16 protein-coding genes are annotated in these 15,349 nt (G+C 58.2%); 10 read left to right on the top strand and 6 right to left on the bottom strand.

Annotated elements, in window-relative coordinates:
- The first annotated feature begins 67 nt into the window (after positions 1–67).
- Together dsdC and ACWHWP_RS00130 are read left to right on the top strand one after the other, a co-directional pair.
- Complete coding sequence (dsdC, locus tag ACWHWP_RS00125) at positions 68–994, top strand: DNA-binding transcriptional regulator DsdC (protein WP_447856607.1); 927 nt, start codon at positions 68–70, stop codon at positions 992–994.
- A gap of 84 nt (positions 995–1,078) precedes the next feature.
- A complete protein-coding gene (locus ACWHWP_RS00130; protein WP_447854862.1) occupies positions 1,079–2,167 on the top strand; it encodes a cellulase family glycosylhydrolase in 1,089 nt (362 codons plus the stop codon).
- On the opposite strand, the gene emrD is transcribed toward ACWHWP_RS00130, so the two are convergent.
- The 4 genes from emrD to tisB all read right to left on the bottom strand — a co-directional run bounded on the left by emrD (position 2,070) and on the right by tisB (position 4,926).
- Positions 2,070–3,254 carry a multidrug efflux MFS transporter EmrD gene (gene emrD / locus ACWHWP_RS00135; protein WP_447854863.1) on the bottom strand — a complete coding sequence of 395 codons (1,185 nt, stop codon included), beginning with the start codon at positions 3,252–3,254 and terminating at the stop codon, positions 2,070–2,072. The genes ACWHWP_RS00130 and emrD overlap by 98 nt on opposite strands.
- Positions 3,255–3,429: 175 nt before the next feature.
- Positions 3,430–4,263 carry an EamA family transporter gene (locus tag ACWHWP_RS00140; RefSeq protein ID WP_059311571.1) on the bottom strand — a complete coding sequence of 278 codons (834 nt, stop codon included), beginning with the start codon at positions 4,261–4,263 and terminating at the stop codon, positions 3,430–3,432.
- A gap of 62 nt (positions 4,264–4,325) precedes the next feature.
- A complete protein-coding gene (locus ACWHWP_RS00145) occupies positions 4,326–4,772 on the bottom strand; it encodes a GNAT family N-acetyltransferase (RefSeq protein ID WP_063432040.1) in 447 nt (148 codons plus the stop codon).
- Between the two features lie 64 nt (positions 4,773–4,836).
- The gene (tisB, locus tag ACWHWP_RS00150) at positions 4,837–4,926 is read right to left on the bottom strand and encodes a type I toxin-antitoxin system toxin TisB (RefSeq protein WP_047347446.1); all 90 of its coding nucleotides are present in this window, start codon (positions 4,924–4,926) and stop codon (positions 4,837–4,839) included.
- A gap of 523 nt (positions 4,927–5,449) precedes the next feature.
- On the opposite strand from tisB, the gene ivbL reads away from it, so the two are divergent.
- The 7 genes from ivbL to uhpT all read left to right on the top strand — a co-directional run bounded on the left by ivbL (position 5,450) and on the right by uhpT (position 12,650).
- Entirely contained in the window at positions 5,450–5,548 is a 99-nt protein-coding gene (ivbL, locus tag ACWHWP_RS00155; RefSeq protein ID WP_072059244.1) for an ilvB operon leader peptide IvbL, read from the top strand.
- 106 nt (positions 5,549–5,654) lie between these two features.
- Complete coding sequence (gene ilvB, locus ACWHWP_RS00160) at positions 5,655–7,343, top strand: acetolactate synthase large subunit (RefSeq protein WP_447854864.1); 1,689 nt, start codon at positions 5,655–5,657, stop codon at positions 7,341–7,343.
- Positions 7,344–7,346: 3 nt separating this feature from the next.
- Entirely contained in the window at positions 7,347–7,634 is a 288-nt protein-coding gene (gene ilvN, locus ACWHWP_RS00165; RefSeq protein ID WP_006808802.1) for an acetolactate synthase small subunit, read from the top strand.
- 84 nt (positions 7,635–7,718) lie between these two features.
- Positions 7,719–8,312, top strand: coding sequence for a transcriptional regulator UhpA (uhpA, locus tag ACWHWP_RS00170; protein ID WP_022646555.1), 594 nt, complete (start codon positions 7,719–7,721; stop codon positions 8,310–8,312).
- The gene (gene uhpB / locus ACWHWP_RS00175; protein WP_447854865.1) at positions 8,309–9,814 is read left to right on the top strand and encodes a signal transduction histidine-protein kinase/phosphatase UhpB; all 1,506 of its coding nucleotides are present in this window, start codon (positions 8,309–8,311) and stop codon (positions 9,812–9,814) included. Before uhpA ends, uhpB begins: the two co-directional genes overlap by 4 nt.
- Positions 9,807–11,126, top strand: a complete 1,320-nt coding sequence (gene uhpC / locus ACWHWP_RS00180) for an MFS transporter (protein WP_047347451.1) — start codon at positions 9,807–9,809, stop codon at positions 11,124–11,126. Before uhpB ends, uhpC begins: the two co-directional genes overlap by 8 nt.
- 132 nt (positions 11,127–11,258) lie before the next feature.
- Positions 11,259–12,650 (top strand): hexose-6-phosphate:phosphate antiporter, encoded by a 1,392-nt coding sequence (uhpT, locus tag ACWHWP_RS00185; RefSeq protein WP_059311564.1) that lies wholly within the window; start codon positions 11,259–11,261, stop codon positions 12,648–12,650.
- A 64-nt stretch (positions 12,651–12,714) separates the two neighbouring features.
- On the opposite strand, the gene ACWHWP_RS00190 is transcribed toward uhpT, so the two are convergent.
- Complete coding sequence (locus ACWHWP_RS00190; protein ID WP_063430878.1) at positions 12,715–13,515, bottom strand: MBL fold metallo-hydrolase; 801 nt, start codon at positions 13,513–13,515, stop codon at positions 12,715–12,717.
- A 196-nt stretch (positions 13,516–13,711) separates the two neighbouring features.
- On the opposite strand from ACWHWP_RS00190, the gene ACWHWP_RS00195 reads away from it, so the two are divergent.
- Positions 13,712–14,164: a DUF1198 domain-containing protein gene (locus ACWHWP_RS00195; protein ID WP_059311562.1), complete on the top strand. Its 453-nt coding sequence runs from the start codon at positions 13,712–13,714 to the stop codon at positions 14,162–14,164.
- Here the strand turns inward: ACWHWP_RS00195 and ACWHWP_RS00200 are convergent.
- Positions 14,161–15,081, bottom strand: coding sequence for a LysR family transcriptional regulator (locus ACWHWP_RS00200; protein WP_045285316.1), 921 nt, complete (start codon positions 15,079–15,081; stop codon positions 14,161–14,163). The two genes, ACWHWP_RS00195 and ACWHWP_RS00200, sit on opposite strands and share 4 nt — an antisense overlap.
- Positions 15,082–15,349: the final 268 nt, after the last annotated feature.

Raw genomic sequence — 15,349 nt, forward strand, 5'->3', positions numbered from 1 at the left:
CCGTTGGTTCACATAAATTCATGCTTGAGCGGTATGCTGAGCGCAGAAATAACGCGTGAGAATTGTGATGACCGATGCGAATGAAGCCAGAAACCGGCTGTTAAACGGCTGGCAGCTGTCGAAAATGTATACCTTTGAAGTGGCGGCGCGGCATGAGTCCTTCGCGCTGGCCGCTGAGGAGCTGTCGCTCAGCCCCAGCGCGGTGAGCCACCGCATCAACCTGCTGGAAGAGGAGCTGGGCATTCAGCTGTTTGTCCGCTCGCACCGTAAAGTGGAGCTGACGCAGGAGGGAAAGCGCGTTTACTGGACGCTGAAATCGTCCCTCGACACCCTGAATCAGGAAATCCTGGATATCAAAAACCAGGCGCTGTCCGGTACGCTAACGGTGTACTCCCGGCCGTCGATCGCCCAGTGCTGGCTGGTGCCGATGCTGGGGGATTTTACCCGCCGCTACCCGTCGATTTCACTCACCATCCTGACCGGCAATGATTACGTCAACATGCAGCGAACCGGCGTCGATCTGGCGCTCTATTTCGATGATACGCCGCCAAACCACCTTTCTCATCACTTTTTAATGGACGAGGATATTTTGCCCGTCTGCTCGCCGGCGTATGCCCGGCAGCATGAGCTGCTGAAAAACCCCCATAACCTCAGCCACTGCACGCTGCTGCACGACCGTCAGGCCTGGAGCAATGATTCCGGCACGGACGAGTGGCTGAGCTGGGCGCAGCATTTTGCAGTGAATATGCCGCCATCCTCGGGCATCGGCTTCGATCGCTCGGACCTGGCCATTATCGCGGCCATCAATGATGTGGGCGTCGCGATGGGGAGAAAACGGCTGGTGCAAAAACGTCTCGAGCGGGGCGAGCTGATCGCACCGTTCGGCGACAAAACCCTCAGGTGCCATCAGCATTATTACATTTCAACGCTTCCCGGTCGTCAGTGGCCGAAAATTGACGCCTTTATCGGCTGGCTGAGAGAACTGGCAAGGTGAAGAATTATTACGCTTTGACGCTACACCAAATGTGAAAAAGCGTGCTAAATACAGGTAATGCTTTTGATTTATCCAGGGTAAACCGTGTTAAAGCCTTTTATTGCCTCTGCGTTACTGATCTCTTCCGGCTGGGCGATTGCCGCTGAGCCGCCGCTGACGGCTGCCCATTATGCGCAGCAGCTGGGCGTCGGAATGGATGTGGACTGGGCGCGCACCGAGCGCGGTATTCGCGAATTCGACCCGCTGGTGGTTCGCGATTTTCGCGCAAAAGGCATAACCCACGTGCGTATCCGCGTGGCCGATGAACCGACGGAAGCGCGGCTGATTCACCTGCGCAAGCTGGTGGAAGCCTGCGAGCAGTATGGCGTGATCCCGATAGTCGCTTATCAGGCCGATGAATATAAAAACGACCCGAAAGCCGATAACGAGAAAGAGACGATCAACTGGTGGATTGCCGTGGCGCACTATTTCGGCCAGAGCTACCCGCTGCTGGGTTTTGATCTCATCTATGAGCCAACCGACAAGCTCAATCACAACCTGGCGTCGTTAAACCGCGTCTATGAAAAAAGCATTAAAGCGATCCACGACATTGACCCGCAGCGCATGATCTTCATTGCACCGCGCCTGCGCGCCGCGCCGGAGGATTTAACCAGCCTGAAGCTGCCCGCGCATAGCCAGAACTACCTGCTGGCGGAGTGGCATATTTTCCCGTGGGGGCCGCTGAAAAACAGCGGTAAATACCCGTGGACATCCGGCACGGCGGCGGAGAAAGCGGCTATCCATAACCGCATCAATACCGCGCTGCGCTGGCAGCAAAAAACCGGTCACGTTAGCTGGGTCGGGGGCTGGGGCGTTGGGGAATCAAGCCGCTTAACGCCTACCGCTTCGCAGCTGGCGTTTGCCACGTTTATGGCCTGCGAGCTGCAAAAGGCGAAAATTCCGTATGCGCTTAACGCGGACTTCCAGTTTTACGACGGAGAAGAGGGCGCCTGGCGGCCCGCGCCAGAGCCGTTATTACAGGCGATGATTGCGCCCGTCTGTGAAAAGCCCGGCGAGAAGCCGGGCCATCATGCGGTTAAACCGGCTGCTCGTGATGCGGGACACGCGACGCCAGCGGCAGCCAGCACAGTAAAATCAGCAGCCCCATCAGCGTCATCAGCAACCCCAGACTAGCCTGCCCGGTCTGCGGCATCATCGCGGAGAGCCAGGCCAGCGCGCCGGAACCGATGTTCTGCAAACCGCCCACCAGCGCGCCCGCCGTGCCTGCAAGGAACGGGAACGGCTCCATCGCGCCGCTGGTGGCGAGCGGGAACAGCATGCCCGCGCCGAAGAAGAACAGCGCGGCCGGGATCAGCAGCGTCCAGACGGTCATCACCCCGAACAGCCCCGGGAGCCACATCATTACGCCAGCCAGCAGGCAGCTGATTACCGACTGCCACATCAGGGTTGAGAAACGCTTGTTCGGGCGTCCGGCAAACCACGCGCCGAAGAACGCCGCCGGGATCGGCAGAATAAACAGGATACTGACCACCATGCTGCTCAGGCCAAGACCCGCGCCCAGCAGCACGCCGGAGCAGGCTTCGAATACCGCAATGCCCGCCAGCCCGCCGATCAGCATCAGCAGATAACAGGTAAACGACCCGTTACCGAACAGCGTTTTGTAGCTGGCGATGAGCTTCGTGCGCGGCGCGTCCTGCGGACGGGTTTCCGGCATCCAGCGCGCCATGCTGAAGGTAACAATCACGCACAGCACCAGCAGGAAGGCGTAGCAGGCGCGCCAGGACCACATCGTGTCCAGCAGGCCGCCAATCAGCGGGGCGAGAAGCGGGCTGACCAGAATCCCCATATTCAACAGGCTGTTGGCGTGACGCAGCTGGGTGCCCTGATACATATCGCGCGGTAAGGTTCGCGCCATCACCCCGCCGACGCCGGTCCCGACGCCCTGCAGGGCGCTGGCGGCAATCAGCACGGTCAGGCTGTGCGTGGTAATGGCAATCACCGTCGCCACCATGAAAATGCTCATGCCCACCAGGATCACCGGGCGGCGCCCGACGCGGTCAGACAGCGGGCCGTAAAAGAGCTGCGAAACGCCATAGGTCAGCAGGTAGGCCGCCATCACGCTCTGCACTGCGCCCTCGCGGACGTTAAGTTCCTTTGCCATGTCGGCAATCGCCGGAATGTAGATGGTTTGCGCCATCTGACCGACGGCCACCAGTAACACCAGCATCAACAATAAGTTAACGTTCCTTTGTTTTTTCATGTCGCTGAATACTTTTGCCAAAAGAGAAAAATGAAGAATAAGTGACTACGCATTCCCATAAATGCGCGAGGAATCTACCACAGTGAGATGACAAATTAAGCATTGCTGTGATGAATGAAGAAATAGAACAAGGCAGGATTTATAAACAAGATCGGCAACTAATGTTGCCAGTGATTTACGCCAGGCGCAGCAGAATCGCGCCGCCTGCAATACCCAGCGCCGCAGCAATACGCAGGCCCGCAACCCGCTCTTTTAGAAGTAAAAATGCGATAAGCGCCCCAAAGAGAATGGAGGTTTCGCGCAGCGCCGCGACCACCGCCAGCGGTGCCTGCGTCATTGCCCATAGCGCCAGGCCATAAGAGCCCATGGTTCCCACGCCGCCGAGCAGCCCCTTTTTCCAGTGCAGACGGAGATAGCTGGACGCTTCGCGCCGACGCGCCACCATCGCCCAGCCCAGCAGGCAGAAGCCGTTCATAAAGAAGGTCCACAGCGTGTAGCCCAGCGCGGTGTCCGAGAGCCGCACGCCGGTGCCGTCCACCAGCGTATAGCCCGCGATAAAACAGGCATTCAGCAGCGCCAGCCGGATCCCTTTTCGCGACTGCATGCGTCCGTTCATCGCCATGGCCAGTATCGACAGGCAAATCACCCCGATGCCGGACCAGGCGAGCCACGAGAGGCTATCGCCGAGCGCCAGCACGCTTACCAGCGCCACCAGCAGCGGCGCGGTGCCGCGCATCAGCGGGTAGGTCTGGCTCATGTCAGAGACCTGATAGGTCTTCGCTACCAGCACGGTGTACACCACCTGTAAGGCACAGGAGACAATCAAAAACGGCCAGCTTGCAGCAGACGGCTGTGGGGAGAAAGGCAGTAAAACCAGGGCAATCAGCGTGGCGGAGCCGCTGACGCTGATTGCAGAATAGAGCTTATCCGTTCCGGCTTTGACGATGGCGTTCCAGCTGGCATGCAGCAGTGCGGCGAAGAGTAAAATGCAGAAAACGGTGATGGTCATGGCGCGTCGGGTGGTGAGTTGTCACTTAACTGTAACATTCACAACCCGATGCTGCCAGCCGCTCAGATTGCGCAAAACAGACGGTGCGTCACCCGCGGTTCGTCAGACACCAGCGTAAAACCCGCCTGGCGATAGAAGCCGTACGCGGCGTCCGGCGCATGGGTATTGAGAAAATCAAACCAGATGCTGGCATCGGCCATTACCACGGTCAAAAGCTGTTTGCCAATGCCCAACCCGCGGCACTTCTCGCTGACGTAGAGATGGCGAATGCGCCCGGCGCGCGGCTGCTGGCTGAACGGATCGCGGTTGAGGCCGCACACGCCCACCAGCCTGCCGTTGAGAAACGCACCCAGCAGCTTTTCGCCCGGCGCGTTAAAGCGGTTTTCGCCGCGCTGCCAGTTCTCTTCCAGCCTGCGCAGCATGTTGAAATTCGATGCGATACTTTCAGCCTTCAGGGCGATGTACCCCGGCTCTTCTGGGGTAACCGGCTCAATTAACAGACGCGACATAGCATTCCCTCGTTATTAAAGAGGGGCGGTTGCCCGCCCCTCTCAGGTGCGACTTGAACCTGAATCAGCGAATGAATTTCAGGACAGCATCAAGCAGTTGCAGTACAGCAACAATGAGTTTGAGGATAAGTATCACCATATCCACTACGCTCATACGCGTCTCCTTTTGGTTAAAAGGAGCACGATGCTGGCGTACCTTTCCGCCGCCTGTTGCCAGCACCTGGATTGACGTAACACAGTGTGCTCACTTCAGGGGTTAAGGCACTGACGGCACCACCCGTTTCAGCCAGGACTTCATTGCGCCGGTAAAACTGCGGCCCCCTCGCTCACTGCGAACACCCTCAGTATAGATAAATACTGTATGCATGAACAGTATTTTTTTGGACAAAACCCGAAACCCCATCCATACTCAAAAACGTCAAAATCCGTGCCTGAATTGCGCGTTCGTCTTCGATCGCGTATACTTTTTTGCGTTGACGTAACACAGTGTGTTCTGCGGCGACCAACCGCAAAACCCTGATAAAAACCTCGCTCCGGCGGGGTTTTTTGTTTTTATCACTCAACAAACGAAACGTGATCCCTGACGCATTTTTGCGCAGATGAAAATATTTCCATTGTCACGCCGAAAAACCTGTGTTTGTATAAATTCAATCAATGATTCCAAACACAGGTCCCCAATGACTTCATCCATGAACACCGCGACCCTACTAAAAACTGCGCAACCAGCCGCAGTGGTCGTCGTGCGTGTGGTGGTGGTCGTCGGCAATGCGCCGTAGGGACTGGATCAACACACGAATCCAAAACCCCGCCGGCGCAAACCGGGCGGGGTTTTTCGTTTAGGACCCTCCCCGGAAAGTCGGCCCAGAAGAAAAGGACTGGAGCATGGCAATTTCGGGCACAACATCCACGAAGACGCGTTTCACCGGCGCGCAGCTGATCGTTCATTTGCTGGAACGACAGGGCATCACCACCGTTGCGGGCATCCCTGGCGGCACGGTGCTGCCGCTGTACGATGCGTTAAGCCAAAGTACGCAGATCCGCCACGTGCTGGCGCGCCACGAGCAGGGGGCCGGTTTTATCGCTCAGGGCATGGCGCGTACTCAGGGCAAACCGGCGGTCTGCATGGCCTGCAGCGGCCCGGGCGCAACCAACCTGGTGACCGCCATCGCCGACGCGCGCCTCGACTCCATTCCGCTGATCTGCATTACCGGCCAGGTGCCGTCTTCGATGATCGGTACCGATGCGTTTCAGGAAGTGGATACCTACGGCATCTCTATCCCCATCACCAAGCATAACTATTTAGTTCGCGACATCGCCGAGCTGCCTCAGGTTATCAGCGATGCGTTCCGCATCGCGCAGTCCGGCCGCCCAGGCCCGGTGTGGATAGACATTCCTAAGGATGTCCAGACCGCAGAGATCGAGATTGACGTGCTGCCGGAGCCGGGCGAGTGTGCCCCCGCGCCGGAATTCAGCGCTGAGAGCGTGCGCGACGCCGCCGCCATGATTAACACTGCCAAACGCCCGGTGCTCTATCTGGGCGGCGGGGCAATCAACGCCGCGGATGAAATCCGTCAGTTTGCGGAAAAGGCCAACCTGCCGACCACCATGACCCTGATGGCGCTGGGTATGCTGCCAAAAGCACACCCGCTGTCATTAGGAATGCTGGGCATGCACGGCGCGCGCAGCACCAACTACATCCTGCAAGAGGCGGATTTGCTGATTGTTATGGGCGCACGTTTTGATGACCGGGCGATTGGCAAAACCGAGCAGTTCTGCCCGAACGCCAAAATCATTCACGTGGATATTGACCGCGCCGAATTGGGTAAAATCAAGCAGCCGCACGTGGCGATTCAGGGCGATGTGGCAGAGGTGCTGGCGCAGCTGATCCCGCAGACGGACGCAGCCGACCGCGCCGACTGGCGTCAGCTGGTGGCCGATCTGCAGCGCGAGTTCCCGGGCGCAATCCCAACCGAAGGCGACCCGCTGAGCCACTACGGGCTGATTAACGCCGTTGCCGCCTGCGTGGACGACAGCGCCATCATCACTACCGACGTTGGCCAGCACCAGATGTGGACCGCGCAGGCGTACCCGCTTAACCGTCCGCGCCAGTGGCTGACCTCCGGCGGCCTGGGAACCATGGGCTTTGGCCTGCCCGCCGCCGTGGGCGCGGCGCTGGCGAATCCCGACCGCAAGGTGATCTGCTTCTCCGGCGACGGTAGCCTGATGATGAACATTCAGGAGATGGCCACCGCGGCCGAAAACCAGCTGGACGTAAAAATCATCCTGATGAACAACGAGGCGCTGGGGCTGGTTCACCAGCAGCAAAGTCTGTTCTATAAGCAGGGCGTGTTTGCCGCGACCTATCCGGGGATGATTAACTTTATGCAGATTGCCGCCGGTTTTGGCCTGCACACCTGCGATCTGAACGCGAAAGAGGATGCCCACGCGGCGCTGCAGGCGGCGATCTCTCGTCCTGGCCCGGCGCTGATCCACGTGCGTATCGACCCTGAACAAAAAGTGTATCCGATGGTGCCGCCGGGTGCGGCAAATACTGAGATGGTGGGGGAATAAGCCATGCAGAAACAACACGAAAACGTCATTCTGGAACTCACCGTCCGCAACCACCCTGGCGTCATGACTCACGTCTGCGGGCTGTTTGCCCGCCGCGCGTTTAACGTGGAAGGCATTCTCTGTCTGCCTATTCAGGGCAGCGAGCACAGCCGCATCTGGCTGCTGGTCAACGATGACCAGCGTCTGGAACAGATGATGGCGCAGATCGACAAGCTGGAAGATGTCACCAAAGTGGCGCGCAACCAGTCCGATCCCACCATGTTTAACAAAATTGCGGTGTTTTTCGAATAAAGATCGCTTAAGGTAAGCGTCTTTCGCTCTTGTAGGCCGGATAAGCGCAGCGCCATCCGGCGTTTTCAGACCGCAGGAAGACACATGACCACCATCGCTCTCATCGACGACCACCTTATCGTCCGCTCCGGCTTTGCCCAGCTTCTGAACCTCGAACCGGATTTTCAGGTCGTGGCCGAGTTTGGCTCCGGTCGCGAGGCGCTGGCGGGTCTGCCGGGGCGCGGGGTGCAGGTCTGTATCTGCGACATCTCGATGCCGGATCTCTCCGGGCTGGAGCTGTTAAGCCAGCTGCCGAAAGGGATGGCGACCATCATGCTCTCGGTCCACGACAGCCCGGCGCTGGTGGAGCAGGCGCTCAACGCGGGCGCGCGCGGGTTCCTCTCCAAACGCTGCAGTCCGGACGAGCTGATCGCCGCCGTGCGCACCGTCTCCACCGGCGGCTGTTATCTGACGCCGGATATCGCCATCAAGCTGGCGGCCGGACGCCAGGATCCGCTTACCCGGCGCGAGCGTCAGGTGGCAGAGAAGCTTGCCCAGGGCATGTCGGTAAAAGAGATTGCCGCGGAGCTGGATCTGTCACCGAAAACCGTTCACGTTCATCGCGCCAACCTGATGGAAAAACTCAACGTTAGCAACGACGTCGAGCTGGCGCGCCGCATGTTTGACAGCTGGCAATGAGTCCCGTCTTTTCGCGGCTGATCGCCGTCGCCGCCAGCTTCTTTATCTTCTCCGCCGCCTGGTTCTGCCTGTGGAGCATCAGCCTGCACCTGGTGGAGCGCCCGGAGCTGGCGGTGCTGTTGTTCCCCTTCGGCCTGCGTCTGGGGCTGATGCTGCAATGCCCGCGCGGCTACTGGCCCGTTTTGCTGGGCGCAGAGTGGCTGATGCTGGGCTGGCTGGCGCAGGAAGTCGCCCTCGCGCACCTGCCCTTATTGATGACCGGAAGCGTGCTCACGCTCCTCCCGGTTGCGTTGATTTCCCGCTATCGTCACCAGCGCGACTGGCGCACCCTGCTGCGCCAGGGGGCAGCGCTGATTGCCGCTGCGCTGCTGCAGTCCCTGCCGTGGGCGGGTGATAAGGAGATGCTTAACGCGCTGCTGCTGACCCTGACCGGCGGCCTGACCCTGGCCCCGACCTGCCTCGTCATCTGGCATTACCTCACCAGTACCGTCTGGCAGCCGCTTGGCCCGGCGCTGGTTTCCCAACCGGTGAACTGGCGCGCCCGGCACCTCATCTGGTATCTGCTGCTGTTTGTGGTGAGCCTGTGGCTGCAGCTTGGCCTTCCCGCCGAGCTTTCGCGCTTTACACCGTTTTGCCTGGCGCTGCCGATCATCGCTCTGGCCTGGCACTACGGCTGGCAGGGGGCGCTGATCGCCACGCTGATGAACGCCATCGCGCTGATTGCCAGCCAGACCTGGCACGACCATCCGGTGGACCTGCTGCTCTCCCTGCTGGCCCAGAGCCTGACCGGGCTGCTGCTGGGGGCGGGTATTCAGCGCCTGCGCGAGCTGAACCAGTCCCTGCAGACCGAGCTGGCGCGCAACCGTCGTCTGGCGGAGCGTCTGCTGGAAACTGAAGAGAGCGTGCGACAGGAAGTTGCCCGCGAGCTGCACGACGATATCGGCCAGACCATCACCGCCATCCGCACGCAGGCGGGCATTGTCCAGCGTCTGGCGGCGGAAAACGCCGGCGTGAAGCAGGGCGGGGCGCATATCGAACAGCTTTCGCTGGGGGTCTATGACTCCGTTCGCCGCCTGCTGGGACGGCTGCGCCCGCGCCAGCTTGATGACCTGTCGCTGGAGCAGGCGGTGCGCTCCCTGATGCGCGAGATGGAGCTGGAGAGCCGCGGGATCGTCAGCCATCTCGACTGGCGCATCAATGAAGCTACCCTGAGCGAAGGCCAGCGCGTGACGCTGTTCCGCGTCTGTCAGGAAGGGCTGAACAATATCGTCAAACACGCCAGTGCCTGCGCGGTGACGCTGCAGGGCTGGCAGCAGGATGAAAGCCTCAAGCTTGTGATTGAAGACGACGGCTGCGGCCTGCCGCCGGGCTCCGGGCAGCAGGGCTTTGGCCTGGCGGGCATGCGCGAGCGCGTGAAGGCGCTGGGCGGCACGCTGAACATCTCCTGCACCCATGGGACGCGCGTCAGCGTCAGCCTGCCGCTAAGGAGCTACCATGTTTAAAACTCCCGCGAACGCCGCGCCGATAGGCAACAAAGCGGAAATCGACGCCCGCTACCGCTACTGGCGTCGCCACATCCTGATTACCATCTGGCTCGGCTACGCGCTGTTTTACTTTACTCGCAAAAGCTTCAACGCCGCCGCGCCGGAGATCCTCGCCAGCGGCGTGATGACCCGCACCGATATCGGCCTGCTGGCGACGCTGTTTTACATCACCTACGGCCTGTCGAAGTTCTTCTCCGGCATCGTCAGCGACCGCTCCAACGCCCGCTACTTCATGGGCGTTGGGCTGATTGCGACCGGGGTAGTGAATATCCTGTTTGGCTTCTCCACCTCGCTGTGGGCCTTTGCCCTGCTGTGGGCGCTGAACGCCTTTTTCCAGGGCTGGGGCGCGCCGGTCTGCGCCCGCCTGCTCACCGCGTGGTACTCGCGCAACGAGCGCGGCGGCTGGTGGGCCGTCTGGAACACCGCGCATAACGTCGGCGGGGCGCTGATCCCGATGGTGGTCGGCGCGGCGGCGCTGCACTACGGCTGGCGCGCGGGGATGATGATTGCCGGCGGGCTTGCCATTCTCGCCGGGCTGTTCCTCTGCTGGCGACTGCGCGACAGGCCGCAAACTGTAGGCCTGCCCGCGGTGGGCGACTGGCGACACGACGAGATGGAAATGGCGCAGCAGCAGGAGGGGGCGGGGCTGACGCGCAAAGAGATCCTCACCAAATACGTGCTGTTAAACCCCTATATCTGGCTTCTCTCGCTCTGCTACGTGCTGGTTTACGTGGTGCGTGCGGCCATCAACGACTGGGGCAATCTGTACATGTCCGAGACGCTCGGCGTAGACCTCGTGACCGCCAACTCGGCGGTGACAATGTTCGAGCTGGGCGGGTTTATCGGCGCGCTGGTGGCGGGCTGGGGATCGGACAAGCTGTTCAACGGTAACCGCGGGCCGATGAACCTGATTTTTGCCGCCGGGATTTTGCTCTCCGTCGGCTCGCTGTGGCTGATGCCGTTTGCAAGCTACGTGATGCAGGCGGCGTGCTTCTTCACCACCGGCTTCTTCGTGTTCGGCCCGCAGATGCTGATCGGCATGGCGGCGGCAGAGTGTTCGCATAAAGAGGCGGCCGGCGCGGCGACGGGCTTTGTCGGGCTGTTTGCGTACCTTGGCGCGTCGCTCTCCGGCTGGCCTCTGGCGCGGGTGATCGACATCTGGCACTGGAGCGGTTTCTTCGCGGTGATCGCCATCGCGGCGGGGATTTCCGCCCTGCTGCTGCTGCCGTTTTTGAACGCGCAGGCGCCGCGCGAGGCCAGCGAAGCGTGATGCGCCTCACCTTTTCGCCCCGAATGGCGCAAAACTAGGAAATTTTCCCGGTTTTACCTGGACGCTGTCTCAGGCTTCTCTCCCGGCTGATTTTTACAATGCTGCAAAAATCAGCTCAGGAGTAACTCAGTCATGCTGGCCTTCTTAAATCAGGTGCGCAAGCCGACCCTGGATCTGCCGCTCGATGTGCGGCGCAAAATGTGGTTCAAACCGTTCATGCAGTCTTATCTGGTGGTCTTTATCGGCTACCTGACCATGTACCTGATCCGCAAAAACTTTAACATCGCGCAGAACGACATGATCTCCACCTACGGGCTGAGCATGACGCAGCTGGGGATGATTGGCCTGGGCTTCTCCATCACCTACGGCGTGGGGAAAACCGTTGTGTCCTACTACGCGGACGGCAAAAACACCAAGCAGTTTCTGCCGTTTATGCTGATCCTCTCCGCTATCTGTATGCTTGGCTTCAGCGCCAGCATGGGCACCGGCTCCGTTAGCCTGTTCCTGATGATCGCCTTCTACGCCCTGAGCGGTTTCTTCCAGAGCACTGGCGGGTCGTGCAGCTACTCCACCATCACCAAATGGACCCCGCGCCGCAAGCGTGGTTCCTACCTCGGCATGTGGAACATCTCCCACAACCTCGGCGGAGCGGGTGCGGCAGGCGTGGCGCTGTTCGGCGCGAACTACCTGTTCGACGGCCACGTGATCGGCATGTTTATCTTCCCGTCGATTATCGCCCTGATTGTCGGCTTTATCGGCCTGCGCTTCGGCAGCGACTCCCCGGAATCCTACGGCCTCGGCAAAGCTGAAGAGCTGTTCGGCGAGGAGATCAGCGAAGAGGACAAAGAGACCGAAGAGAACGAGATGACCAAATGGCAGATCTTTGTTGAGTACGTGCTGAAAAACAAAGTGATCTGGCTGCTCTGCTTCTCCAACATCTTCCTGTACGTGGTGCGCATTGGTATTGACCAGTGGTCGACCGTCTATGCCTTCCAGGAGCTGAAGCTTTCTAAAGAAGTGGCGATCCAGGGCTTCACCCTGTTCGAAGTGGGCGCGCTGGTCGGCACCCTGCTGTGGGGCTGGCTCTCCGATCTCGCCAACGGCCGTCGTGCGCTGGTAGCCTGCGTCGCGCTGGCGCTGATTATCGCCACCCTCGGCGTGTACCAGCATGCCAGCAACCAGTACGTTTACCTGGCGTCCCTGTTTGCGCTCGGCTTCCTGGTGTTTGGTCCGCAGCTGCTGATCGGCGTGGCGGCAGTCGGCTTCGTACCGAAAAAAGCGATCGGTGCCGCCGACGGGATTAAAGGCACCTTCGCCTACCTGATCGGCGACAGCTTCGCCAAGCTGGGTCTGGGGATGATCGCCGACGGCACGCCGATTTTCGGCCTCACCGGCTGGGCGGGCACCTTCGCCGCGCTGGATGCGGCAGCCATAGGCTGTATCGTCCTGATGGCGATGGTTGCGGTGCTGGAAGAACGTAAAATTCGTCGTGAGAATCGTGTGCAGAAATTAAAAACAGCCTGAGTGTGCAGGTAACTTCTTTGCCCGGTGTGTGATGCCGGGCTTTTTTTATTCAATGAGTTAAGACCTACCCCAGAACAAAAATATCCCCAGTTGACGGGGTGACTGCGTCCGGCAACCACAAATTGCCCCATTTACCCGTACAATGGCAGCCCATTATTTTGTCGGGCTGCAGGACGCGCAGAAACTGCCTGACTGCCCAGAGCTTACGCGGTGACGCACAGCGAAGATGGAAACCGCCGAAAATTGCATGGATGTGATTGATACCGGTTATTTTCTGGCAGTAACGCACAATATCAATCAGCCCTCGGTGCCCGCAGCCGATGAAAATGACCAGGCCACGGTCAGACTTATAAATCAGAACCCCTTCATCTTTTACATAATCCGCATTCGCATTTTTGCTGCCGATAACACCGTATGCGTGCGGTTTGGCGACAGGGATCTCCCCTGACCACATAAAGCGCTCCCCAAGCTGGAGCGGGGTACGGCTGTATTCCATGCGATAGCGTGAATAATCATTATTCAGCGACAGTTTTTTTAGTCTGGCGGTATACCCCGAAAACCGTATTGCCGAATAACGCTCGCGGGCCACGTGGGGATGGCATACGATCCGGCAATTATCCGGTAACCACGGAACGCCGCCGCAATGGTCATAGTGCCCGTGAGACAGTACCGCTGCGGTCAGGCAGGTTAAATCGACCCCCATCAGACCTGCGTTATGCAGGAAGCTATCATCAGGACCGGTATCAAAGAGAATGGAATCATTTTCATCCTGTATAAACAGGCTGAGCCCTGCTTTGGCCCGCAGTGAGCTTTTAGCGTTATGGTTAGGCCGATTCTCCAGCAGGACACTGATTGTTATGGACATGTTCGCTCTTTCCCTGAAGTCATGATTCGTTACCACCACCCGTTGACCATACACCGTGGATATACAATCGTCCCTATAAAAACTAAAACGACTTTTCTGCCCTTTTCCAGCGCTTTTCCGTTCACTATTATGCTTCTGCCCGCTGTTGACGCCCTGCGTTTCCCGCTATGATGAGCGGCTAGTCTAAGGAGAACGCATGGTCTGGATAATGCTGGCAACGCTTGCCGTGGTGTTTGTGGTGGGATTTCGCGTCCTGACCTCAGACTCCCGCCGCGCAATCAAACGCCTGAGCGAACGTCTGGGGATGACCCCAATGCCGGTCGAGTCGATGATCGACCAGTTTGGTAAAACGCCCGGCAATGAGTTTATCCATTATCTTGAACGCCCCGACGAGGCGCATCTGCAAAACGCCGCGCAGGTGCTGCTGATCTGGCAGGTCTGCATTGTCGACGGCAGCGAGGAGAACCTCCACGCCTGGCACCGTATGCTGCGAAAAGCCCGCCTGGCGGCGCCCATCACCGATGCGCAAATTCGTCTGGCGCTTGGCTTTATGCGCGAGATGGAGCCCGATCCGCAGGAGCTGAATGCCTTCCAGCTACGCTATAACCAGCTCTTCCTGCCGGAAGAGGGGGTGTTTTACCTGCATTAAGCCGTTTTTCCGCACAGGATATTTTGAGCGTTAAGAATCTCTTCTCTGTTTTCATTGAGGCGGGTGGCGGCATAGATATCTATGTTTAACCTTTTTGCCTCCGCGTCCGTGAGTTCACGGTAGCAAAGCCCTTCCTGATTAAAGGTGCATTTCGACTGAGGCAGCAGCGCAAATCCTTTCCCTCTTGCGATACGGCTTAGCATCACGAGGGTATCATCCGGCTCTTTTATCCGCTTCAGCGGCGTTTTCAGCGTATCAAAGTAGCTTTCGCATTTGTCGTAGAATGACGGGTTGGCGCTTCTGGAAAACCAGAAAATGGGAAGATCGCTAATATCCTCCAGCGCGACTTTCTCTTTCAGGCTGGCAGGATGTAAAGAGGGCATTGCGATGAGCAACGGTTCCTGGCAGACCCAGCGGTATTGAACAATGTCTTCATGACCCGTTCCTTTTTCACCGGTCAGCACCAGATCCAGCATATTTTTAGACAAGCTTTGCAGCAGTTGGGCAGACGTCAGGTCCGGCGTTTCGACATCATCTCCTGCGTTCATTTTTTGAAGCTGGGTATTCACGGGTTCAATATATTCAAAATTAAGCGTCCGCGTGAGTCCGATTCGCAGGCTCGTTTCAGAAGAGAGAGGGTCTTCTTTTAGATTACTGATGTCTTTAAGTATTTTTTCAGCCTGAACAACCAGCGCACGACCTGCTTCAGTGAGGCTAACGTCATGCGTGCTGCGGCTGAACAACTGACGTTTCAGAACCGCTTCAAGGCACTTTATCTGACGCGTCAATGGCGGTTGAGTCATGCGTAGACGTTCGGCAGCCTTACGGAAATTCAGTTCATGTGCAACAGCGAGAAAGCATTGTAATTGTTTGATACTGGGCAGGTTATTGCTGATTAAATGTTCTGCTGTGGCCATACGTGAGTCCTGAATGCGAAAAGGTATTTAGGCTTTTTTCGATTTTGATATTACACGCTAACGCTATGAAGAAAAACCTTATTTAATAGTAATACAAAAAGTATATTACAAATTTAATAATTCCACTTGCCCGCTGAGTTGATAAATTCATTTCTGCTTTTCCTTATTTTTATCACAAGGATATCTCAATTCTAAACTATCCCGAGGAACATAAATAAGGTTCTCAGAAATATCATCGTTGGCATAAAGATATCGGGTGCCCCGTTTG

Source organism: Enterobacter sp. WI-ESBL-E8, assembly GCF_053364895.1.